The sequence below is a fragment of the Plantibacter sp. CFBP 13570 genome (assembly GCF_014841395.1).
Lineage (GTDB): Bacteria > Actinomycetota > Actinomycetes > Actinomycetales > Microbacteriaceae > Plantibacter > Plantibacter auratus.
In genome coordinates this window covers 14,193-36,592 of record NZ_JACYTW010000001.1, presented here as the reverse complement: position 1 = coordinate 36,592, position 22,400 = coordinate 14,193, and the positions used below count along the sequence as shown (strand labels likewise).

18 protein-coding genes are annotated in these 22,400 nt (G+C 66.9%); 14 read left to right on the top strand and 4 right to left on the bottom strand.

Features of this window, described 5'->3' with window-relative positions; all coding sequences use genetic code 11:
• Positions 1 to 428: 428 nt before the first annotated feature.
• Positions 429 to 1,085, bottom strand: coding sequence for a response regulator transcription factor (locus tag IFT89_RS00155; RefSeq protein WP_124767844.1), 657 nt, complete (start codon positions 1,083 to 1,085; stop codon positions 429 to 431).
• Positions 1,066 to 2,352 (bottom strand): sensor histidine kinase, encoded by a 1,287-nt coding sequence (locus IFT89_RS00150; protein WP_202937899.1) that lies wholly within the window; start codon positions 2,350 to 2,352, stop codon positions 1,066 to 1,068. The genes IFT89_RS00155 and IFT89_RS00150 overlap by 20 nt, the downstream gene beginning before the upstream one ends.
• Before the next feature lie 292 nt (positions 2,353 to 2,644).
• On the opposite strand from IFT89_RS00150, the gene lanKC reads away from it, so the two are divergent.
• The 4 genes from lanKC (at position 2,645) to IFT89_RS00130 (ending at position 9,771) form a co-directional block, all read left to right on the top strand.
• Positions 2,645 to 5,251: a class III lanthionine synthetase LanKC gene (gene lanKC / locus IFT89_RS00145; RefSeq protein WP_202937898.1), complete on the top strand. Its 2,607-nt coding sequence runs from the start codon at positions 2,645 to 2,647 to the stop codon at positions 5,249 to 5,251.
• Positions 5,252 to 5,396: 145 nt separating this feature from the next.
• On the top strand, positions 5,397 to 6,119 hold the full coding sequence (locus IFT89_RS00140) for an ABC transporter ATP-binding protein (RefSeq protein ID WP_137242924.1): 723 nt from the start codon (positions 5,397 to 5,399) through the stop codon (positions 6,117 to 6,119).
• Positions 6,116 to 8,044, top strand: a complete 1,929-nt coding sequence (locus tag IFT89_RS00135) for an ABC transporter permease (RefSeq protein ID WP_191939959.1) — start codon at positions 6,116 to 6,118, stop codon at positions 8,042 to 8,044. Before IFT89_RS00140 ends, IFT89_RS00135 begins: the two co-directional genes overlap by 4 nt.
• A gap of 59 nt (positions 8,045 to 8,103) precedes the next feature.
• Positions 8,104 to 9,771 (top strand): ABC transporter ATP-binding protein, encoded by a 1,668-nt coding sequence (locus IFT89_RS00130; RefSeq protein WP_202937897.1) that lies wholly within the window; start codon positions 8,104 to 8,106, stop codon positions 9,769 to 9,771.
• 521 nt (positions 9,772 to 10,292) lie between these two features.
• On the opposite strand, the gene IFT89_RS00125 is transcribed toward IFT89_RS00130, so the two are convergent.
• Complete coding sequence (locus IFT89_RS00125) at positions 10,293 to 11,462, bottom strand: low temperature requirement protein A (RefSeq protein WP_307783345.1); 1,170 nt, start codon at positions 11,460 to 11,462, stop codon at positions 10,293 to 10,295.
• 122 nt (positions 11,463 to 11,584) lie between these two features.
• Between IFT89_RS00125 and IFT89_RS00120 the strand changes: the two genes are divergently transcribed.
• The 5 genes from IFT89_RS00120 to IFT89_RS00100 are packed head-to-tail and all read left to right on the top strand — an operon-like array spanning position 11,585 to position 15,024.
• Complete coding sequence (locus tag IFT89_RS00120; protein WP_202937896.1) at positions 11,585 to 12,658, top strand: ABC transporter permease; 1,074 nt, start codon at positions 11,585 to 11,587, stop codon at positions 12,656 to 12,658.
• Entirely contained in the window at positions 12,655 to 13,077 is a 423-nt protein-coding gene (locus IFT89_RS00115) for a hypothetical protein (protein WP_202937895.1), read from the top strand. Before IFT89_RS00120 ends, IFT89_RS00115 begins: the two co-directional genes overlap by 4 nt.
• Entirely contained in the window at positions 13,074 to 13,298 is a 225-nt protein-coding gene (locus IFT89_RS00110) for a helix-turn-helix transcriptional regulator (RefSeq protein WP_079704339.1), read from the top strand. Before IFT89_RS00115 ends, IFT89_RS00110 begins: the two co-directional genes overlap by 4 nt.
• Complete coding sequence (locus IFT89_RS00105; RefSeq protein WP_202937894.1) at positions 13,295 to 14,254, top strand: ABC transporter ATP-binding protein; 960 nt, start codon at positions 13,295 to 13,297, stop codon at positions 14,252 to 14,254. The genes IFT89_RS00110 and IFT89_RS00105 overlap by 4 nt, the downstream gene beginning before the upstream one ends.
• Positions 14,251 to 15,024: an ABC transporter permease gene (locus IFT89_RS00100; RefSeq protein ID WP_192018861.1), complete on the top strand. Its 774-nt coding sequence runs from the start codon at positions 14,251 to 14,253 to the stop codon at positions 15,022 to 15,024. The genes IFT89_RS00105 and IFT89_RS00100 overlap by 4 nt, the downstream gene beginning before the upstream one ends.
• Positions 15,025 to 15,048: 24 nt before the next feature.
• On the opposite strand, the gene IFT89_RS00095 is transcribed toward IFT89_RS00100, so the two are convergent.
• The gene (locus IFT89_RS00095) at positions 15,049 to 16,014 is read right to left on the bottom strand and encodes a LacI family DNA-binding transcriptional regulator (RefSeq protein ID WP_192018862.1); all 966 of its coding nucleotides are present in this window, start codon (positions 16,012 to 16,014) and stop codon (positions 15,049 to 15,051) included.
• A 154-nt stretch (positions 16,015 to 16,168) separates the two neighbouring features.
• Between IFT89_RS00095 and IFT89_RS00090 the strand changes: the two genes are divergently transcribed.
• From IFT89_RS00090 to rarD, 5 genes are all read left to right on the top strand, one after another.
• On the top strand, positions 16,169 to 17,686 hold the full coding sequence (locus tag IFT89_RS00090) for a mannitol dehydrogenase family protein (RefSeq protein WP_202937893.1): 1,518 nt from the start codon (positions 16,169 to 16,171) through the stop codon (positions 17,684 to 17,686).
• Positions 17,683 to 18,687 carry an L-idonate 5-dehydrogenase gene (locus IFT89_RS00085; protein WP_202937892.1) on the top strand — a complete coding sequence of 335 codons (1,005 nt, stop codon included), beginning with the start codon at positions 17,683 to 17,685 and terminating at the stop codon, positions 18,685 to 18,687. The genes IFT89_RS00090 and IFT89_RS00085 overlap by 4 nt, the downstream gene beginning before the upstream one ends.
• A gap of 63 nt (positions 18,688 to 18,750) precedes the next feature.
• The gene (locus IFT89_RS00080) at positions 18,751 to 20,142 is read left to right on the top strand and encodes an MFS transporter (RefSeq protein ID WP_086472499.1); all 1,392 of its coding nucleotides are present in this window, start codon (positions 18,751 to 18,753) and stop codon (positions 20,140 to 20,142) included.
• Positions 20,143 to 20,172: 30 nt separating this feature from the next.
• Positions 20,173 to 21,414, top strand: coding sequence for a D-mannonate dehydratase ManD (gene manD, locus IFT89_RS00075; protein WP_202937891.1), 1,242 nt, complete (start codon positions 20,173 to 20,175; stop codon positions 21,412 to 21,414).
• A 58-nt stretch (positions 21,415 to 21,472) separates the two neighbouring features.
• Entirely contained in the window at positions 21,473 to 22,378 is a 906-nt protein-coding gene (rarD, locus tag IFT89_RS00070; protein WP_202937890.1) for an EamA family transporter RarD, read from the top strand.
• The last annotated feature ends 22 nt before the right edge of the window (positions 22,379 to 22,400 follow it).

Below are 22,400 nucleotides of genomic sequence, written 5' to 3'. Positions count from 1 at the left end.
GGTTCACGTAGAAACGCGAATCAGTTCATGAAATGCGAGTTCGGCGGTTGCCTCGGTGAAAATCGAGGCAACCGCCGCTTCATTTTCGGGCCTCAGCGTGGTTCGTGAGCGCGGATCCGCGCTCGCCGCGTTCTGTGTCCACGACGAATAGCCTCTTGAGGGGCTGTTCGGTCTTGCTTTTCGATTTCAAGCGAGTCGTTCGGACTACGCGGGAGGTGCGAGCGCGCCGACTGTTGCCGGCCGAACATTAGCCAGGTTCGTGGCGGAGAACTTCTTCCTGTGCTTGATGCCCTTGTTCACAGACTCGACCTGGTTGCGCTGACCGTAGGCCTTCTTCCACTCAGCGGTTCCCCACGAGTATCGCTGAAGATGACGGCGTGAGTCTTTCCAGGAACATCGCGCCTCTTTCTGCGGCGCTGTCGGGGAGATCAGGGGGTACGTGATGCTTGCAGGTACGTGAGCACTGCTTTCACACGCCGGTTCTCATCTACGGGGCTCAGGCCGAGCTTCTGGAAGATGCGTCCGACGTGCTTGCCGACCGCGGGGTCGCTGAGCACGAGCTTCTCGGCGATGGCGGCGTTTGATTGGCCGTCCGCCATGAGAATGAGGACTTCGGTCTCCCGTGGCGTGAGCGTATCCAACGGGCCGGGGTGTGCGCTGCTGAGGAGGTGCTGGACCACATGAGGGTCGATAGTCGTCCCCCCGCTGGCGATGTTCTGCAGTGCGCCGGCGAAGTCACGCACCCGGTTGATGCGGTCCTTGAGCAGATACCCGACGGCCCCTTCGGGCAGTGTGAGGAGACGGCGGGCGTTCATGTCCGCGAGGTACTGCGAAAGGACGAGGATCGGCTGGTGCGGGTGCTGCTCCCGGATGCGAAGGGCGGCCCGCAGGCCGTCGTCCTTGTTCCCGGGTGGCATGCGGACGTCGGTGATGATGATGTCGGGAGCACTGTCCAGTCGCGCGTACGCTTCCTCCAGCTGGGGTGCCGTCTCGGCGGCGCCCACCACCGTGTGGCCCAGCCGCTCGAGCAGAGCGATGAGTGCTTCACGCAGTAGCGCTGAGTCCTCAGCGATCAGTATTCGCATGCAAGGCGTTCCCTTCTTCGGGTAGGGGGAGGTCCATTCGCAGGACGGTGGGTCCGCCGGCGGGGCTTGTGACTTTCAGATGACCGTTGAGAGCCTCTGCACGTTCGGTGAGTCCTCGTAGTCCGGTTCCGTTCCGTTTGTCGGCACCGCCTGTTCCGTTGTCGGTCACGGTGACGATGAACGTCTTGCCATCGGTGCCGGTGGCGACCACGGCGGAGGAGGCGGATGCGTGCTTGGCGATGTTCGTGAGGGCCTCTGCGACCAGATAGTAGACGGTGGTCTCGTGTGCGGCGGGGAGGTGAACTCTGGGGTTCCCTTCGACGGTCACTCGAATGTCGCTGCGCTCAGCGAGCTCCTCGAGGGCCGCGCGGAGTCCGTAATCGGTGAGTACTGAAGGGTGGATCCCGCGGACCGTGTCACGGAGGGTCGTCATCGCATGCTCCGCCTGAACCTGGGCTTCGTCGACCGCTCGCAATAGCTGAGTGGTGTCAGTGCCTCTCGCGGCGAGCTCGTCCACTTCGAGGCCGATCATTCCCAGTCGTGCGCCGAGTGCGATGAGTTCTTGCTGTACGCCGTCGTGCAGGTCCCGTTCGATGCGACGGCGCTCCGCGTCTGACGACTCGGCGAGAGCACGGCGCGAGTTGATGAGACGCTGGATGTTCGCGTCGACGCCGCGTGCTTTCGGCCCGCACAGGAGTCGCAACACACATGCTTGACCAGTTGCGAGACACGCGTTGATGTAGCCGAACAGGATCAGCACGACGAGGGTGATGAGCGCGACTGGCCACCAGTTTGTGGGGGTCATGACCCCTTCGGCGTCTCCGAAGAACTGGGTCGGTGTGGGTCCGGTGATACCGGCGGCAGCGACCATGCCGAGCGCCAGAAGTGTGATGGTCTCGAAAAACAGCACGATGAGTGCGAGGAGAGCGCAGACAAGGTCCCAGATGAGCGCCAGTGCCTCGCGCCACGTCGCACGTTCTGTGAGGCGGATGTTGATCCAGTGGTGACGCTCGCTGGCATCGACCGTGGCGTGGTCGCTCATCTGCACGGGGAACCCGAGAAGGCGTGTGCGTCGGCGCTCCATGGATCCGAGGACGAGACCCCAGAACGGCAACAGTAGGAATGTGAAGATCACAAGCGGGACGAGAGCTGCTCCAACGAGCATACTCAGCATCAGGTAGATGAGTGCCCGCCACGGCCAGCGGCTGAGAACGAAGCGCCACGGGGGCAACCTCATCGCCTTCCACACGTGACTCGCCGTCGTCATGGGTCCAGCCTAGGGATCCCCCACGCCGGGCATCGCCAGCGGCACCGAAAGGTATAGCCAGCCCTACCTCGAAGAGTAGGGCAGGACCCATCGTGCGGGTGCCCAGGGCTGAGATTCGATGGACGTCAGGCGCCACCCGCCAGGAGGAGTCAGCCAGGAACGCAGCGGAAGGAGATGCCATGACAGACAGCCGATGTCAGGCATCGTCAACGCTCGGGGCCGCAGCGACAAAGCCGGTGCGGGTCGCCCGGACCAGTCAGCCACGTGAGGCCTGATGTACCGCAATCACTCCATGCTGCGGTTGCAGCACTGCACGCCCGGCGAGGCGTACTACGAACAGTCGACCACCGCTGCATCGGGTCGCCACTTCTCACACCCCGCGCCCCCCACCTGGTCGCTCTCGAAGTTCGGCCCATGGGCGACGCTTCACCCGGACGATGGTGGCGTTCTCCCGCGCCAGGGGTGGAAGGTACACGTCAGCACTCGCCCGGAGCAGGCGCGAGACGCGCTCCGCATCGTCGGCGACATCTGCGTCGAGCGTGGTGTCCCCTTCAAGTACCTCTCTGACGAGACCGAACTGCGCCGAACCAGCATGAAGTACGCCAACCGTGGGTCGGCAGGCAAGTTCATCACTGTCTTCCCCCGCACCGATGAAGAGTTTTGCGAACTCCTGCCACTGTTCGATGAGGCTCTTCGCGGATTCGACGGCCCATACATTCTGTCGGATGTGAAGTTCGGCGAGAGTCCCGTCTACTTCCGTTACGGCGCCTTCTTCCTGGACCGCCTCGAGCATGCGGACGGTTCGGCGGGCTACGCCATTCAGAGCCCAGACGGAGAGAAAGTCCACGACAGTCGCGCCGCCGTCTTCACGCTGCCGAGCTTCGTTGATCCCCCGGCCCTGATTCGTGAACTTGTCGAGGAGCGACTCAGTCCGACGCCGGGGGTGTTGGAAGAACTTCTGCATCCGTACGTCGTGCGCTCCAGCTTGCATTTCAGCAATGCCGGCGGTGTGTACCTTGCTGACGCCGGATCGAGTCAGGTGGTCTTGAAGGAGGCGCGGCGATGGTCGGCGTACAGCTCGGACTCCGCCGACGCGACCTCGCGGCTGCGGAGTGAACACCGGGCTCTGAAGCAGCTCGCCAGCGTGGGCGCCGTCGTCAATGCCATCGAGTACCGGGTTATCGGCGACCATGAGTTTCTCGTCGAGGAGTACATTCCCGGGCTCACGCTCCAGTCCTGGGCAGCCAGCAACTATCCGTTCAGCACGGAGGAGACTGTCCTCGCCGACTACGCTGCACGAGCTCTGCCACTCGCCCGGCAGGTGATCACCGCGGTCGATCAGATTCATGATGCAGGCTGGAGCATTCTCGACCTGCAGCCGAAGAACATCCTGGTCGACGGCGACCGTGTCCGACTCATCGACCTCGAAGCCGCCCGTGAGATGGATGCCTCGGCGGTCGGCAGTATCGGCACCCCGGGCTTCATACCCCACGCGCAGACTTCGAACCGTGACCGCGACAGGTACGCGCTCGCTGCCGTTGTCCTGCACTTGTTCTGGCCGTCGCTGGCCGGGGCGTTCGACCCGTCCGTGCTGACCTACCGGGCACAGAAGGTTGCGGAGCAATTCCCGGAAGACGTCGCGGACGTCGTCAACACCTTGGTCGACGCTGTGCCCCCGGACGCGATGGCAACGTCGCACCCGTACCGCCACGCCACAGGCCTTGCTCTGACTCCAGGTAGACAAGTCTTGGAGCAGGTGTGCAAGGGCATCGAAGGAACCCGACGTGACGGGCCCCGCCGATTCCCCGGGGACGCGACACAGTTCGCAGACGGAGCCAGCGCCTTGCTGAACATCGAGACGGGAGCCGCAGGCGTGATCCTCATGCTCGCAAGAGCCGGCCGCGACGTCACGCAGGACCACAGGTGGTTGAGCGCGCGCCTTCGAGAAGTGGACGACATTCCGTTTCACGGTCTCCTCCGCGGAACCGTGGGCATCGCGGCCGCACTCGCCCAGCTCGGCGACACTGCAAGTGCCGAAGTGATCCTCGCAGCTGGAGAGGTAAGCGCCGACCCCGGACATGACCTATCCGTGCGGAGTGGCTTGGCAGGCACGATCCTCGCTCTGTGCGATGCTGCCTTCGCGGACACAGACTCCGCTCGCGACATGCGCGACCGATACGCCTCGTTGCTCGCCGCCCGTGTCACAGGCGGAGGGGACCTCCGTAGCCCTCACTCGGAAACCGGTAACACCATCGGGTTGTTCGACGGGTGGTCGGGTGTCGGAATGGTCTGCCGCCAGCTCGCGGAAGTCACCGGGGACGCCTCCTGGGATCACCTGATGCACCTCTGCTTCCAGCGCGAGCTGCAGCAGCTCACCGAAGCGGACAACGGGACCCTTCGTGTGGACTACTCGCGTGTCTCCTACGGCTACCTGTCGGAGGGTGCCGCGGGGATCGCGTTCACTCTCGCACAGTGCGCGCCGACCCACTACCGGGACGAGATCGCACGACTCGCTCAGACGGTCGACGGCATCATCAGCATGAACGGCGGCCTGTTTCGGGGGACTGCGGGCATCGCCTGCGCGCTCCTGTCCGCTCCGCTCTCTTATGGGGGCAGCGAACGGGTCCGGTTGATGTCCTTCACCGCCGAGAACTTCCTCTTCCGTGGGAGCGACCCTGACGCGCTGGTGATGCTCGGAGACAACGGATACCACCTCTCCGCGGACTACTCCACGGGAGCTGCAGGCTACGTCGGCGCGCTCCTCGCCTTATTCGAAGAGAACCCGGACGACTGGTTCCCGGTGACTCTTCCCAGACCACTTGACGATGACGTGGAAGGAGGTGAACACAATGAGCGCATTGCTTTCTTTGCAGGGCCTGTCGAACGAGTCCGGGCCTGAGGTCGGTGTCTTCGGATCCGGCATCAGCATGTGGTGTGACGGCGACAACAGCGGTATCAGCATCTCCTGCGGACCGAACTGATACACGGACGTGTGGGGCGCGCGGCGACGCGCGTCCCACGCTTCTTCTACGAAAGGGCAGCACATGCTCACAGCAACCGGACTCGGGCACACGTTCTCGAACGGGCGGGTGGAGACGCTCGCGCTTGACGGTGTCAGCTGCGCGTTCGAGCCTGGTTCGTTCACCGCCATCATGGGCCCGTCTGGCTCCGGGAAGTCCACCCTCCTCTACTGCCTCGCCGGTCTCATCCGCGCGTCAGCGGGTTCCGTCACCTTCGACGCCACGGAACTGACCACCGCGAAGCAACGTCAGCTCGATCTTCTCCGACGTGACGAATTCGGTTTCATTTTTCAGAGCTTCAACCTCATCGATGCTCTGACAGCGTTGCAGAACGTCACACTGCCCTCCCTCTTTGGGGGAGCGGCGATACCGCGTGAGCAGGCCGTGAACGCCCTGGCCAACGTTGGGCTCTCTGAGAAGGTCAAGTCGTACCCGGCAGAGCTTTCCGGCGGGCAGCAGCAACGCGTGGCCATCGCACGCGCCCTCGCTCAGACCAGGCGCGTGATCTTCGCCGATGAACCGACTGGAGCGCTGGACCGCAAGAGCGGTTTCCTGGTGATGGACCAGCTTCGTCGGTTCCGGGACGTCGGCACTTCTGTTGTCATGGTCACTCATGATCCCCAGATCGCTGCATACGCCGACCGGGTCCTGTTCCTTGTCGACGGGCGACTCGTGGACACGATGGACGCCCCGACTGCGGAGGCCGTCAGCTCTCGCATGACGGGGCTGGAGAGCGCCGCGCGATGACTGTGGCTCAGCAGCTGCCCGTCTCTCTGGGGTTCGTGCGTCGCCATCGAGCGGCGTATGTCGGGGTCGCCATCCTTCTCAGTATCGCCACCATCGCCGCGACTGCGGAGATGGTCTTGTTCACCGGCCTTGCAAGCGGGCAGGCGGTCCGGATCGATTCGATGTCGGAGTTCGATGCCCGCGTCGTTCGGGCTGCTGTCAGCGCATCGCAGGGCATCCTGCAGGTCATGTGCTTCACCACGGTGGTGATCGCACTCGTGCTGGTCTACTTGGGCTTCCGGAACATGCTCGCCTTGCGGCGCAGAGAACTCGGCCAGCTTCGTCTCGCAGGAGCGAGTGTGTTGCGCGTTCGCGTGATGGTTACCGGTGAGGCGTTCGTCTTCGCCACGTTGGTCGTGATCCCGAGTGTCCTCATCGGTGGGCTGCTCGCCCACCCCTTCTATCTCCTGCTCCAGGCCGTGGGCGTGTTCGGGAAGACTCTGCGGGTGGATTTCGGTTTCCCGGTCCTCACTCTGGCCCTGGTCGCGGGAGGGATGATCCTCTGCTCTATGGTCGCCGCGTGGTTGAGCCTTCGCTCCAAGCAGACCAACGATGTTCTCGCCGCTCTCGAGGCGTCTGCGACGGGCACACAGGGCAAGAAGATGAGCGCGATTCGTATCGTCATCGCAGCCGCGTCCGTCGTCGGGCTCGCCGCATTCCTCATTTTCATGCCGGACACCGGGAGCGAGAACCCTGTCGCCTCAATCATCGTCCCGCTGCTGATCATCTTCCCCCTCGGCGCACTTGCACCAGTCCTCGTTCCGGTGGTCGCGCGAGCGTTGGGCTGGCTCCTCAGGCCCCTGATCGGCGGCTCGGGTGTCCTCGTCGCGCAGCGCGCCTCCCGCGACTCGCAACGGTTCGCATCCAACGTCCTCCCGCTGCTCATCCTGATGGGCGTCATGGGCGGGTTCGCCATCGGTGCAGGGCCTGATCAGGCGACCATGCAGGATGACTATCACTCCAAGCTGGATGCTGACCTCATCGTCGAGCCGTCATCCGTCAAGGATGCCGACACCGTCACCGGCGACATCGGGAATATGCAGGGCGTGAACGCGGTGGTACGTTCCGCAGCAACTACCCGGCTCATCGAACAGGGGCGCGCGGACGGCACCTTCCTCACCGTTTTCAACTTCGTAGACCTCGACGCTTACCAGGACGTCTTCGAGACGGACGTGACAACAGGCGACTTCGACAGCGCCGGTGGCGCGGCCGTCGTCTCCACACGGGAGAGCGACAAGGTCGGAGACACCGTCACGGTCGAGGCACCGAGCGGAACCACGGCCACCCTCACCGTCGCCGCCGTCATCACCTCCCGGATCTACACCGGACTCCTCGTCGACTGGGAGATGCTGCAGACCCTGGACCCGGAGGTGTGGGACATCCGTGTGTTCCTGAGTGCGGACTCCGCCGCCGTCTCCGACATCACCGCGCGCGTCGACGACCTCGCCCCGACGATGACGAAGGACGAGTTCATCCAGACGCGTGTCGAACTTCGCCAGAGCAACGCTGCCACCGGAAACATCGCCTTGTTCGGCACCATCTATGGTCTCGCCATCGTCGCCATGATCCAAGGCCTCACCGCGTCCGTCATGAATCGCCGGGGCGAGTTCCGACTCCTGAGCCTGCTCGGGATATCCCGCGCTCGGACGATAGGCACACTGCTCTCAGAAGCCCTCGTTCTCATCGTGTCCAGCGGTGTGCTGCTTGCCGGCGCGTTCGCCTTCATTGCATGGCGATATCTCGCGCAAGACCCGACGAAGATGACCACCGCTGTCGGCGCCATTCCATGGGGCGACATCGCTCTCACGTTTGTGGGTATGGGTCTCCTTTTCACCGCCACAGTCTTCATCGCCGCAGTGGTCGCGACCAGGAACACCCAGCGATGATCCGAAGCAACACCCTCCGAGACTTCATCCGACGCCATCGTTGGCGACTCGGAGGACTGGTGGCGCTGTCCCTCGTGGGGGCGGGGCTGGGGCTTGCCCAACCGTTGCTGCTGCAACAGATGTTCGATGCCTTGACTTCCGGGTCAGTGCCGCTTCCTGCGGTGCTGATCCTGACCACGGTGGTTGTCGCTCAGGCGCTACTCGCCGGGGTGGAGTCGTATGCTCTTGCTCGCACCGCACACGACCTCATCCTCGAACTGCGGACACGCGTGTCGGCACGCATCGTGTCGTTGCCAATGAGTCGCGTGCAACGGGTGCCACAGGGTGAGTTCCTCTCTCGAATGATCTCCGACACCGCCGCCTCATCATCCGTTCTGACGACAGGTGTATTCAAACTCCTCGCTGCGGTCGTCACCTTCGCGGTCGCGGCCGTCCTCATGGCCACCATCGACCCGATTCTGTTCGCTCTGTCGTTGGTGATCACCGTTGTTGCTACGGTGCTGTCCACCGTCATGGGGCGACTGGTGCGCTCAGCGTCCGGGAGAACTCAGGCGGCGACCGCGACGCTCGCAGGCAGCTTCGAACGCACGCTGACTGCGCTGCCGCTGATCCGAGCCTACGGAGTGGGCGGACAGCAGCTTGCCCTCATCGCAGCCGACGCCAGTGACGTCAGGACGAACGCAATCAAGGTGGCGCGGTTGGGTGCATACATGCAACCAGTCATGACCCTCGCCACCCAAGCACTCCTCATCGTCACGCTTGCTCTCGGTGGCGTCCGAGTCGCTGAGGGCAGCCTGTCACTCGGAGGGCTGATCGCGTTCATGATGTACCTCATGATGATGGTCGGACCGGTCTCTCAGGTCGGTTCGACGTTCGTGAGCATTCAGACGGGACTTGCGGCGATAGACCGCGTCGATGAAATTGTCTCCGCGCCGCAAGAGAGCAATCTCCTGTCGGATGGCACTCACGCCGACTTGGGGTGCGCGGGTGAGGTGCTCGTCGAACTCGAGAGCGTCACTTTCGAGTATCCGCAAGCGTCGGCCGGGTCGGCGACTCGCATCGGGCCGCTCGATGTCACGATCCGTGACGGTGAGCACGTCGCTCTCGTGGGCCCGTCCGGGTCTGGGAAGTCCACCGTGTTCGCTCTTCTCGAGAGGTTCTACGAACCCAGCAGTGGCACCATACGGATGCGTGGAGTGCCGACTCACGACGGCCCGCTCGGCGATTACCGAGCTCGTATGGCGTGGGTGCCGCAGAACTCGCCGCCGGTGGGAGGAACCGTTCGGGACAATCTCGACATCGAGCACCGCGGCCTTCCGGACAGTGCGCTCTTGCAGACGTTGGCGGACGTGGGGCTGTTCGCCAGCATAGGCGGGGACGTCCTCGACCGACCTGTCGCAGTGTCAGGTAGCAACCTCTCAGGAGGTGAGCGGCAGCGGCTGGGTGTTGCCCGAGCGTTGCTCTCTGACCGAGAGATGCTGCTCCTTGACGAACCGACATCGAGCCTTGACGCCATCTCCGCCGAGGGACTGTCGTCGCTGCTGCGGGAGCGTGCGCAGGCGAAGACCATCGTTATGGCCTCCCACCGTCTGGCGGAGGTACGCGACTTCGACAAGATCATCGTGATGGAGCACGGACGCATCGTGGACGTCGGTGCGCACGACGAGCTCCTCGACAGATGCGAGCTCTACCGGACACTGTGCGCGCAGCAACACGTTCCTGCGTGAAGGCAACGTTCATGGCAGCATGAGCACACGACCCAGGGCATGAGCGTCAAGAACGAGAAGCCGCGTTGCTCCCATGGGCCTAGGATCGCGTACCCATCAGCAGCGGAATAACGTTCGGCGGCCGCTCCCCGTCCGTGGGCGTGTACTCGCTCCCGTGCGGGGTGCGTGCCGTGGCGATATCGAACAAATCTCGAGGCGCGCGAGCCTGGTCGATGAGGGATTCCCGGGTGATCCCTGCGGAGTATGTAGCTCGATGGGGGCCGGCAGCAGTGAAGGTTGCTCTGTCGCAGTGGCGAGCCCGGGCTCTCGGCGGCGCGTGCAGGCAAGTTCAGATCCGCGGAATCTCAGGGGTTTCCGGGGCATCGCGGTAAAATCGGGGGGCTTAGCGTGGAAAGCACCAAAAACCCCCTTCTGCGAGCCCCGCTCCCGTCTGGGATCGCGGCTTTCATGAACCCTCCCACCAGTGAATGTGACACGAAGGCCCCCGAGGAACCGGGGGCGTTCGTCGTTTCCGGGGTCGTTCAGCGAGCCGGTTCCCGTCGTTCACGGACGCGCTGCACCTCGAGGACGACGACCGCGACACCGACCGCCGTGGCCGTCCCGAGCACGGTCACGATCGGGAGTGCCGCCGAGGCGAGGACGACCGCCGCCGCCCCGAGGAATAGCGCGGATGCACCGGTGGAGATCCGCCCGCGGAGGAGTACGAACCACACCGCGACCATGAACACGGCGACCGGCACTGTGAGTGAGAACGAGGCGTCGGCAGCTGGGAGATGCTCGCCGGCCTCGGTCAGCAGGTCGAGTTCCACCTCGATGCCCGCGGAGACGGCACCGGCGGCGGCGAAGACGACGTAGTGGGCATACCCGAAGGCGAACCCCTGGCGGGACGAGGCCAGGCGACCCCCCTGCTCCCGGCTGAAGTAGATCCACCACATCCCGGCGGCGAGGACGATGCCTGCCACGGCCAAGCCGACGAGCCCGTCGATCCGCTCGTCGCTGTTCGCCGCGTCGATGATGGCGTTCGCCGAACCGAGAAGGCTCTCACCGAGCAGGATCAGCGTGAACAGGCCGTACCGCTCGGCGACGTGATGCGGGTGCCAGGGCGTGCGGTGGACCCGTTCCGCCCAGACGGGCACGAGCACCTCGAGCAGCATCGCGGGCCAGAAGGTCCAGAACTGCCCCTCCACCGGAAGGGCCAGTCGCGCGACCCAGAGGACCTGCACGAGGCTGATCCCGATCGCGAACCGGAGGGCCACCGCGCGTTGCTCCGGATCCGACAACGCGAGTCGGAGCCACTGCGCAACCATCGCCAGTCGCATGATGACGTACCCGATGGTGATGATCGCCCACTCGCCGTCGACCATGGCGTCGTGCACGCCGGCGGCGAGCACGAGGACCCCACCCATCTGCACGATGGTGGTCACGCGGTAGAGCCAGTCGTCGGTGTCGAACGCTGAGGCGAACCAGGTGAAGTTCATCCACGCCCACCAGACGGCGAAGAAGATCATCGCGTACGACACGGCCGTCTCCGCGGCGTGGCCCTCGACGATCCCGTGGTGCAGGTTCTGCGATGCCTGGGAGACGGCGACGACGAACACGAGGTCGAAGAGCAGCTCCAACGGGCTCGCCACCCGGTGCCCCTCGCCGGGGTCGCGGCCGGTCATACGGAGGAGACCCAGTCGGTTCAGCACGATCCCATCCTGCCGTGCCTGTCGTTGCCAAGGAAGCTTGACACGTCGCCGGATGACAAGCATGCTTGACGTATGTCAGGTTTCCTTGTCATTTCGGACTCGATCGTCCAGATGCGCCGACGATGACGAACGACAGGTCGGCCCGCTGCGGCGGCGCCGCGTTCCGGCGGCTGGCGTCGATGAGCGCTCGCGACGTGCTCAGGAACCCGCTCACCGGGATCTCGATGTGGTTCATGACCGGCATCATCCTCGTGATCTACGTCTCCATGTGGCTCGCGTTCGTCGTCCTGGGCCCTGCTCCGGTCGCAGCGCTGGACACGGACGAACCGGGAGTCTCGTCGGCGCTCGAGCGGGCCGGTGTGCAGGTGGTCGCCCCCGACGACCCCGATCGGAACACGCGGGTGACCGTGCACGAGGGGCGCGCCCTGGTGGTGCTCGACGCTGCGGACCAGGCTGCATGGGACCCGATCTGGCGAGGGCTGCGCGACGCAGGCGTCCCGGCTCACGGGGTGACGGTGATGGACGACGAGGGCGACGTGAAGATCGACCCGCTGCAGGAGAACCTCGGGATCGTCGTCCTGGTCGGCGTCGCGAGCGTCGCGTTCATCGGGACCACCGTGCCGCTCGTGGCGATGCGGGAACGCGGACTCATCCGGCTGCTCGGCGTGACACCGCTCCGGCGGTCCACCTTCCTCCTCGCGCAGCTCCCCTTGCGCGCGCTGGTGGCGGCGGGGATCCTGGTGCTGACGACCGGGATCGCGGTCTGGCGCAGGTACGTCGACGGTGTGGACCTCCCGGCCCTGGGGGTCTCGTTCCTCCTCGGAGCGGCGATGCTGTTCGCTCTGGCGCTGGTGTTCGCCGCCCGATCGCGGAACGCCGAGGCGACACAACAGACGATGGTGATGGTGACGATCGGGCTCGTGTTCGCGTCGGGTGGGCTCCTGCCGCAGTCCATCCTCCCCGCCGCCGTGCAGGTCGCCATGAACTGCCTGCCGACCACCTGGTTCGTCGCCGCCGCGAGTGCCTCACTGACCGGGGCCGAACCGTTCCTCCCCGTCCCCGCGCTCTGGGGGCTCATGTCGCTCGTCACCGTCGCAGCAAGCGTGCTCGCCGTGCGGTGGTTCGAGTGGGATCAGTCCGAGCGCGATGGGTGGACGACCACGATGTCCGACACGCAACGAGAGGTGGCAGCATGAACGAACACACGACACGGGGATCGACGCCGCAGGAGCGTCGTGCGTCCCGCAGATACATGTGGGAGATCGCGGCCGGTGCCGTCGGGTTCCTCGTGACGTTCCTCTTCCTGCCGGAGCTGCTCCCCACCGAGCCGGGATCGCCCGCAGCCGTCGCGGTCGCACTCGTCCCGCTCGTGCCGGTGGTGTGGATCGTGATCGCCCTCATCCGGCACGTGCGCCGTGTCGACGAACTGCAGCGCGGAGTGATCGTGCTGAGTCTCGCGATCGGGTTCGGCGCGGCGATGCTGATCAGCCTCGCGGTCGTGTTCCTGTCGACCGCCGGTGTCGTCGTCCCCCAGCCGGAATGGTGGGTGTTCATCGGCGGGATGGCGGTCTGGGGCGTGACCATCGGTGTCGTCTCCTTCCGGGCCACCCGATGAAGAACGACGTCCGCGCCCTGCGCACCGAACGCGGGTGGACCCAGGTCCAGTTCGCTGAAGCACTCGGCGTCTCCAGGCAGACGGTGAACGCGCTCGAGACCGGGCGCTACGACCCCTCCCTGCCGTTGGCGTTCCGGGTCTCCGCACTGCTCTCCCGCCCGATCGAGGAGATCTTCTTCCCGGGTGAACACGATGCCCCGCCGTCTGGAGGGCGACGATGAACGGATCGCACCGAGTGGTCGTCACCGTCGACCGGCTCAGCAAGCGCTACGGTGACCGGAGCGTCCTGCGCGACGTCTCCCTCCGGGTCCACGCGGGCGAGGTGTTCGGCCTGCTGGGACCGAACGGCGCCGGGAAGACCACCACGCTCGAGACCATCGTCGGACTCCGCCGTCCCACCGACGGAACCGTCCGGGTGCTCGGACGAGACCCGTCGATCGACCGCCGATACGTGACCGAGCGGATGGCGGTGCAGCCGCAGGCCGCCACCCTGTTCCCGACGCTGACGGTCGCGGAGACGCTCGACCTCTTCGCGTCGTTCTACCGCGACGTGCGGCGCCCCGAGGAGGTCTTGGACGAGCTCGACCTGGGGGAGGCACGGCGCGTGCGCGTCAAGCACCTCTCAGGCGGCCAGGAGCGTCGCCTGCTGATCGCCATCGCGTTGATCGGCAATCCCGAGATCGTCGTCCTCGACGAGCCGTCGGCCGGACTCGACCCGCAGGCTCGACGGAACCTCTGGGGCATCATCCGGCGCCAGCAGGAGCGCGGGACCACGATCCTGCTCTCGACGCACCACATGGACGAGGCCACCCAGGTCTGCGACCGGATCGCCGTCCTCGTGGACGGCTCGATCGCCGCCTCGGGGGAGCCGGAGACCCTGGTCCGGGAACACGCCGCGACGGCCACGGTGACCTTCGAGGTCCCCGGCCGGACCACCGCGGACGAGTTGCGTTCCCACGACATCCCCGGCGAGATCACCGTGACGGCGAAGGGCGCCGTCAGCCTGGTCGGGATCGTGACCGACGACCCCGACGCCGTGTTGCGCCGACTCACCTTCTCCACCGGTCTCAGACCGCGCGGGTTCCGAGTGGCGCACGGGTCACTCGAGGATCTCTTCATCGATCTCGCGAATCGGCCGACGTCTGCAGCCGAGGGCGACCGGGCCCACAGCCCATGAGCACGACGCATGCGTTCCCAGCGCAGGTCCGGAGCTTCGCCGCGGCCCACGCGCGTGACCTCGTCCGGGACCCGCGCTCGATCATCGCGCTCGTGGCGAGTTTCCTGGCCTTGATCGGACTGCTCTGGGGTGTGGACGCCCTCGTGGCGACGGCGTCCGGCACCCCGGCCGGCGTGCTGGAGCGAGGCCTCCCGCTCGTTTCGAGCACGGGCTTGATGGCGATCGCGTTCATGCTCACCACGGTCCCGCTGGTCCGGCATCGCAGCACCGGCCTGCTGCGGGCGCTGTCGACCTCGCCGGCCCGACGCGACGCGTACCTGCTCGGACATCTACCGATCCGCGTAGGGTTGGTCGTCGTCGAGGCAGCGGCGATCATCGCTCTGGCGGCCTGGACGGTGCCCGCTCGTCCGCTCTCCGATCTCGTCGCGGTCGCCGTCACGATGCTGCTCGGCGGCGCGATGCTGCTCGGCTTCGGCTATCTCCTCGCCGCCCGGCTGTCGAACCCGGACATCGCCATGCAACTCGCGTACCTGCTGCCGATGCTCGCTCTGGCCACGTCCGGGGCCCTCTTCCCGCTCGCGTTCCTTCCGGAGTGGGTCGCCGGTCTCTTTCGGCTCCTGCCCACGACCTGGATCGTCGGCGCGCTCGAGGCGACCATCTCCCAAGGCCCTCAGCCCGTACCGCTCGCGGTGGTCTGGAGCCTGATGGCGGCGTGCGCGCTCGTGTCGGGTCTCGCGGCCGCCCGGCTCCACCGATGGGACGCCGGCTGATCGGCGAAGCTGCCGTCCGTCGCTTCAGGCCCGGCGCGGGGGTGCCGTCGAGTCGCGCACGATGAGCTGCGAGTCGAGACTCGCGACCGAACGGGGCGACCCTCCGGCCATGGCGTGGAGCAGCACCTCGACCGCCAACGACCCGCACCGGTTGATCGCGAGCCGCACGGTGGTGAGACCGGGCTGGCGGATGGACGCCATCTCGATGTCGTCGGTGCCGATGATGCTGAGGTCCTCGGGGCAGCGCTTGCCCATCGACGTGATCCCGGCGTCGATGCCGAGGGCGACGAGGTCGTTGTAGGCGATGACCGCCGTCGCGCCGCTCGCCACGATCGTGGCCGCTGCGGCGAGGCCGCCCTGGATCGAGGCCGCCTGGTGGCCCAGGCGGGTGAACTCGATGTCGAGCTGTGCACATGCCGCCGCGACCGCGTCGCCACGGCGGAGGTCCGCCCAGGAGTGCTTCGGACCGGCCGCGTAGGCGATGTGTCGGTGACCCAGGGCGGCGAGGTGCTCGACCGCCTGCCGTGGCCCGCTCTCGGTGTCCATCACGACGTAGGGCAGGCCGTCGATGATGCGGTTGACCACCACGACCGGGGTGTCGCCGACGAGCGCGCGGATCTCGTCGTCCGGGAGGCGTGGCGAGCAGAGGAGCATCCCGTTGAGCTTCCGCGCCAGTTCCAGCTGCTCGTGCTCCCGATGCAGGTCCTCGTCGGTGTCGAACAACACCGGGCGGTGGCGTCCCTGCCAGGCCTGGGCGTGGACGCCCTTCAGGAGTGTCGCGTAGACCGGGCTGGCGATGTCGGGGACGATGACGCCGAAGGTCTTCTCCGCCGTCGAGCCGTTCGGGTTCGAGTACCCGAGGTCCGCCGCCGCCGTGAGGACCCGCTCGAGCGTCGCGTTCGCAAGGCGATCCGGTTCGCCGAACGCCCGCGACGCGGTGGCGATGGAGACGCCCGCGTGACGGGCGACATCGGTGAGGGTGGCGGTCACGGTTGATCCTTCGCGGGGTCGGGTGTACTCATGATGCGGCATCGTGCTGCCATGAAACTACTTGACAAACTTTGTACAAACCATTCAGAATCGCTTTCATGATGATCGACGCGGATCTCCTCCAGCCGACGACGCAGTGCCCCGAGGCTCGGCGATGACGGCCCTGCCGCCGCGACTGGGCGCTGGTTCGGGCCCGCGTCCCGAGCACCCGGCACCGTCCGCCGCCGGCATCCTGCACCTCGGCCTCGGCAACTTCCACCGAGCGCACCAGGCCGTCCACACGGCGGCTGCGCTCAGCGCGGGCAGCGATGAATGGGGCATCGTCGGTGTCGCATCCCGGTCTCGAGCGGTCGTCGACGCCATGCAGGCGCAGGATCTCCGCTACACGGTCGCCGAGATCTCACCCACCGGGGCCTCGTTCTCCGTGCCTGCGGTGCACACCGACGTGTTCGTCGCGACGGAGGATCCGGAGCGCGTGGTCGGTATCCTCGCGGACGACCGCATCCGGGTCGTCACGCTGACCGTGACGGAGCACGGCTACAGCGCCTCACCGTCGACCGGCCTCCTCGACCTGGGCGCCCCGCTGATCGCAGCCGACCTCCGCGGAGGCCCGCCGCAGACGACCATCGGCCAGCTCGCCCGCGGTCTACAGCGTCGGGCTTCGGGTAGCGGTGCCCCGATCACGATCCTGAGCTGCGACAACCTGAGCGAGAACGGCGCTCGCACGGAGGCGCTCGTCCGGGCCTTCCTCTCCGAACTGCGCGGCACCGAGGGCGCGGAAGCGCTCGCCTACCTCGACAGCGCGGTCGCCTTCCCGTCCAGCATGGTCGACCGCATCGTCCCGGCGACGACCCCGCGACTGCGCGAGCTCGTGGCAGCCCGCCTCGGCGTCCGGGACGACGCACCGGTCTCCGCTGAACCGTTCACGATGTGGGCGATCGAGGACCGCTTCGCCGCTGCGCGTCCCGCCTGGGAGGCCGGAGGCGCCGTGTTCACCGACGAGGTGGGGGCGTACGAGCAGATGAAGGTGCGGCTCCTCAACGGGACGCACTCGCTCATCGCCTACCTCGGTGCGCTCCGCGGGGTGGCCACGATCTCGGAGTCGATCGCCGACACCGCCGTCGAATCCGCCGCACTGGCGATCCTCCGCGACGAGTACGAACCGTCCGTGCGGTTCCCGTCCGGTGTCGACGTCCGCACGTATGAGCGGCAGCTCTTCGAACGCTGGGCCAACCACGCCCTCGGGCACCGCACGGCGCAGGTGGGCACCGACGGATCGGTGAAGCTCCGCCAGCGCATCCCGGAACCCGCCCTCCGACTGCTCGAGGCCGGATCCGTTCCACACCTCATCGCCCTCACGGTCGCGGCCTACCTGTCCTGCATCGCCCCGATGCCGGGGTTCGACCCCGGTCCGCACGCGCGCGCCATGGTCGATCCGGCCCGCGAGGAGCTCGCCCGGCTGGCAGGCACGTCGACGGACGGTCGGCACCTCGCACATCGGGTGATCGCTGAGCTGCACCTCTTCGGGCAGGACCTCGCCGAGCAGCAGACCTTCATCTCGCGGGTCGGCGAACTGATCGACACCATTCGCCGACACGGCGTCGACGCCGCCATCCGCGACAGCATCGCCGCCTCACAGGCACCCATGACCACGACAGGAGCCCACCGATGAAGACGCTCGCGATCCACGGCGCGGAGGACATCCGCTGGGAGGACGCCGTCACCCCGGAACCACGCGACGGCGAGGTCCGCCTCCGAGTGCGGTACGTCGGTATCTGCGGCTCCGACCTGCACTACTACTTCAACGGAGCGAACGGCGAGTACGTCATCCGGGAACCGCTCACCCCCGGCCACGAGCTCTCGGCCGTCGTCGACGTGGACCCTTCCGGTCGGCTCGCCCCCGGCACCCGGGTCACCGTGCACCCGGCGCGATACGGCCCGAGCCTGCCGGGGCTCGAGGACCGCCCACACCTGAGGCCCGGCGGCGACTACCTCGGGAGCGCCGCGGCGAACCCGCACCGACAGGGTGGGGCCTCGGAGTACCTGATCGTCGAACACTCGATGGTGCGCGTCCTGCCCGACGGACTCCCGCTCGAGCGGGCGGCGCTCGCCGAACCCCTCGCGGTCGCCATGCACGCGGTCGGGCTGGCCGACGACGTGCGCGGTGCGCGGGTCCTCGTCATCGGTGCAGGCCCCATCGGTCTGCTCGTGATCGCCGCGGCCGGCCGCGCCGGTGCAGCGACGATCACGGCGAGCGACATGCGCGAACAGGCGCTGGAGCGCGCTGCGACCGTTGGAGCCGGTGAGCTCCTGCTCGTGGGTCGGGACGCCGTCGCCGACGAGTCCTACGACGTCGTCTTCGAGTGCTCCGGCGCGCCGGTCGCCCTGACCCAGGCGGTCCGGGCCGCGAGACGAGGCGGATCGATCGTCCAGGTCGGCATGCTCCCCGACGCCGACAGCCCGATCAACCTCGCCCCCATGCTCGCCAAGGAGCTCACCATCCGCGGCGCGTTCCGCTTCTCCACCGAGATCGACGACGCGATCGCGTTCCTCGCCGAGGGCGATCTCCTCGACGCCGTCGTGACCCAGGTGATCCCAGCCGAGGAGGCGGTCGAGGCCTTCGCCGTCGCTCGGGACTCGTCCCGGTCCGCGAAGGTGCTCCTCGCCTTCTGAGCCACCCACCGCCCACTCCCACCCCCACTTCCGCTGCATCCCGTAGGTCCGAAGGAGTACCTCATGTCAGAACCCAAATCGTCCGTCGCCACCGGCGACCCCACCGCGAACCGATCCGTCCGCGACCTCGTCCGCGCCGCCATCTCCGGGTGGCTCGGCACCGCGCTCGAGTTCATGGACTACCAGCTCTACTCGCTGGCCGCCGCGCTCGTGTTCGCCGACCTCTTCTTCTCCAACGAGGACCCGGCCATGGCCGTCGTCGCCGCGATGGCGACGTACGGGGTCGGCTACGTCGCCCGTCCGGTCGGCGCGTTCTTCTTCGCCCGGCTCGGCGACAAGACCGGCCGGACCAAGGTCCTCTTCTACACGATCCTGCTCATGGGCCTGTCGACGACGCTCATCGGATTCCTGCCGACCTACTCGCAGGTCGGCATCCTCGCGCCGATCCTGCTGGTCCTCCTGCGGATCGCGCAGGGCTTCGGAGCCGGTGCCGAGATCTCGGGCGCCGGCGTCATGCTCGCCGAGTACGCCCCGGCCAAGCGACGCGGCATCATCGCATCGCTCGTGGCGCTCGGGACCAACTGCGGCACCCTGCTCGCCTCCGCGCTGTGGGCCGGTCTGCTCCTGGCGTTCAGCGAGGACGAGGTCATCGCGTGGGCCTGGCGCATCCCGTTCATCGGCAGCGTCGTGATCATGCTCTTCGCGGTCTGGGTCCGCTTCAACCTCAAGGAGAGCCCGGTCTTCGAGGAGCGTGACGACGTCGTCGACGGTAAGGCGCTCACCAAGCAGGAGACCATCGCCCTCGCGACCGAGACCGGCAACCTCCGCACGCTCGAGGCCATGAACCGCAAGCCGATCAAGGCGTTCAGCATCGCGCTCCTGCTGCGGTTCGGTCAGGCCGGCAACTCGGGACTCGTCCAGACGTACCTCATCAGCTACATCACCGTCGTCCTGCTGCTGGACCGGTCGATCGGGGTGAACGCCGTCATCGTCTCCTCGCTCGTCGCCTTCATCACCGTGCCGCTCTCCGGCTGGCTCGGTGACCGGTACGGACGGAAGCGCATGTACATGGTGTGGGCGATCATCGCGCTCATCATCATCGTCCCGACCATGCTCATGATCCACAGCAAGGACACCGTCCAGGTGTTCGTCGGCTACGTCGTCCTGCACAACCTGGCCGTGATGAGCTTCGCGTCGCTCGAGAACCTGACCCTGCCGGAACTCTTCGGCGCGCGGAACCGCTACACCTACACCGCGATGGCCCGGGAGATCGCCGCGATCGTCGCGACCGGCGCCGGTCCCGTCATCGCCGCCGCCTGGGTGTCCGCCGCCACCGGCTCCTTCATCCCGATCATCATCATGCTCGGCGTCTTCACTCTCTGTGCCCTGGTCGCGTCCATCTGGATGCCCGAGGTCGCCGGTCGGGACCTCACCGACCCGCGCGACGCCATCTGACCGGCACCCGACCTCCTCGAAAGGAACCCCATGAGCATCGAACGCGCGGACGTCATCGTCACGAGTCCCGGCCGGAACTTCGTCACCCTGAAGATCACCACCAGCGACGGTGTCGTGGGCTGGGGCGACGCGACCCTCAACGGGCGTGAGCTCGCTGTCGCGTCGTACCTCGGCGACCACGTCGCGTCGATGCTGATCGGCCGTGACGAGGACCGCATCGAGGACACCTGGCAGTACCTGTACCGCGGACCGTACTGGCGGCGCGGCCCCGTCACGATGGCGGCCATCGCGGCGGTGGACATGGCGCTCTGGGACATCAAGGCCAAGAAGGCCGGGGTGCCGCTGTACCAGCTGCTCGGCGGGGCGAGCCGATCGGGGATCCGGGCGTACGCTCACGCCTCGGGGACGGACTACCAGGCGCTCGCCAACGCGATCACCGGGTACCAGGAGCTCGGGTTCACCGCGGTGCGCGTCCAGACCGGTGTGCCGGGACTCGGGCAGGTCTATGGGGTGTCCGCCGCAGGACCCGGGGTCCGCTATGACTACGAGCCGGCGAAGCGAGCGGCGGACGGCTCGGCAGCCACGGCACCGACCGAGGAGTCCTGGGACACGGCCGGCTACCTCGCGCACATGCCGGGCGTCTTCGAACGGATCCGCGAGGACTTCGGGACGGGCCTCCGGATCCTGCACGACGGACACCACCGCATGTCGCCGATCGAGGCCGCCCGGTTCGCGAAGGACATCGAGCCGTACAAGCTCTTCTGGCTCGAGGACTGCACACCGGGGGAGGACCAGACCGCCCTGCGACTCGTCCGCCAGCACTCGACCACGCCGCTGGCGATCGGCGAGGTCTTCAACTCGGTGTACGACTACCAGACCCTCATCACCGAGCGCCTCATCGACTACGTCCGCTCGGCGGTGACGCACACCGGTGGCATCACGGCGATGAAGAAACTGCTCGACTTCGCGGCCATCTACGGGATCCGTTCCGGCATCCACGGCCCCACCGACATCTCGCCCATCGGGATGGCCGCAGCGCTGCACCTCGACCTCGCGATCCACAACTTCGGGATCCAGGAGTACATGCCGCACAACGAGCAGACGCTCGAGGTCTTCCAGACCTCCTTCACCTTCGACGACGGCTTCCTGCACCCCGGCGAGCAGCCCGGCCTCGGCGTCGAACTCGACGAGGACGCGGCCGCCGCGTTCGAGTACACGAAGGCGTACCTGCCGGTGAACCGGCTGACGGACGGCACCGTCCACGACTGGTGAGTGCCGGCGGCGTCGAGTCGGCCGGGCCGGGGTCGCGCCGACGATAGGGTGAGGACCCGTGACGGCCGCCCTTCCCCCTGAGCATCGCGAGACGACGCCCCGCGGGGTCCTCGTCTCCGTCGTCGCCTCGTTCCTGTTCGCGGCGCTGTTCTTCCTGCCACCGCTGCTGGAGCCGTTCGGGGCGAACGAGATCTTCGCCTGGCGCGTGATCGCGACGGTGCCGGTGCTGGCGACGCTCATCGCGGTGTTCGGGTGGTGGCGGGACGTCCGCGACATCGCGGTCCGTCTCGCACGTCGTCCGCTCCTCGTCCTCGTGGTCGTCCTCGACGGGCTCCTGTTGTCCCTGCAGCTGTGGCTCTTCGGTTGGGCACCGCAGACCGGGCACGGGCTCGAACTCGCGCTCGGCTACCTGCTGATGCCATTGGCGATGGTCGTGGTCGGCGTCGTCCTGCATCGGGAGCGACTCGCACCGCTCCGGATCGCTGCGGTCGTCGCAGCCGCCATCGGTGTCACCGCCGCGATCGTCGTCGCCGGTGGGTTGTCCTGGGCGACCATCGCGGTTGCGGTCGGCTACCCGGTGTACTTCGCGATCCGGCGCCGAGCCGGGCTCGACTCCATCGGTGCGTTCTGCTTCGAGCTGACGGTCCTCGTCCCCGTCGCGGTCGTGCTGGCACTGCAACCGTCCTCACTCGCCATCCTGGCCGCGCACCCGCAGCTGGGCTGGGGGATCGTGCTCCTCGGGGTGATCGGTGGTGTCGCCCTCGTGCTGTACCTCGTCGCGAGTCGTCTGCTGTCGTTCGGCGTCTTCGGGCTGCTCAGCTATCTGGAACCGGTGCTGCTGGTCCTCGTGGCGGTCCTCCTCCTCGGCGAATCACTGACCCTCGCCGACGGGTTCGTCTACGGCCCGATCGTGGTCGCCCTCGTGTTCTTGGGGCTCGAGACCGTGCGACGCCCGCCGCGCTGATCGTCCACCTGCAGCCCGGCGC

Coding starts and splice junctions, on each gene's coding strand:
- IFT89_RS00120 (WP_202937896.1), top strand. CDS start 11,585: ATGACGAACGACAGGTCGGCCCGCTGCGGCGGCGCCGCGTTCCGGCGG.
- IFT89_RS00100 (WP_192018861.1), top strand. CDS start 14,251: ATGAGCACGACGCATGCGTTCCCAGCGCAGGTCCGGAGCTTCGCCGCG.
- IFT89_RS00105 (WP_202937894.1), top strand. CDS start 13,295: ATGAACGGATCGCACCGAGTGGTCGTCACCGTCGACCGGCTCAGCAAG.
- IFT89_RS00085 (WP_202937892.1), top strand. CDS start 17,683: ATGAAGACGCTCGCGATCCACGGCGCGGAGGACATCCGCTGGGAGGAC.
- IFT89_RS00090 (WP_202937893.1), top strand. CDS start 16,169: ATGACGGCCCTGCCGCCGCGACTGGGCGCTGGTTCGGGCCCGCGTCCC.
- IFT89_RS00140 (WP_137242924.1), top strand. CDS start 5,397: ATGCTCACAGCAACCGGACTCGGGCACACGTTCTCGAACGGGCGGGTG.
- IFT89_RS00155 (WP_124767844.1), bottom strand. CDS start 1,085: ATGCGAATACTGATCGCTGAGGACTCAGCGCTACTGCGTGAAGCACTC.
- manD (WP_202937891.1), top strand. CDS start 20,173: ATGAGCATCGAACGCGCGGACGTCATCGTCACGAGTCCCGGCCGGAAC.
- IFT89_RS00080 (WP_086472499.1), top strand. CDS start 18,751: ATGTCAGAACCCAAATCGTCCGTCGCCACCGGCGACCCCACCGCGAAC.
- IFT89_RS00110 (WP_079704339.1), top strand. CDS start 13,074: ATGAAGAACGACGTCCGCGCCCTGCGCACCGAACGCGGGTGGACCCAG.
- IFT89_RS00150 (WP_202937899.1), bottom strand. CDS start 2,352: ATGACGACGGCGAGTCACGTGTGGAAGGCGATGAGGTTGCCCCCGTGG.
- IFT89_RS00115 (WP_202937895.1), top strand. CDS start 12,655: ATGAACGAACACACGACACGGGGATCGACGCCGCAGGAGCGTCGTGCG.
- lanKC (WP_202937898.1), top strand. CDS start 2,645: ATGCTGCGGTTGCAGCACTGCACGCCCGGCGAGGCGTACTACGAACAG.
- IFT89_RS00135 (WP_191939959.1), top strand. CDS start 6,116: ATGACTGTGGCTCAGCAGCTGCCCGTCTCTCTGGGGTTCGTGCGTCGC.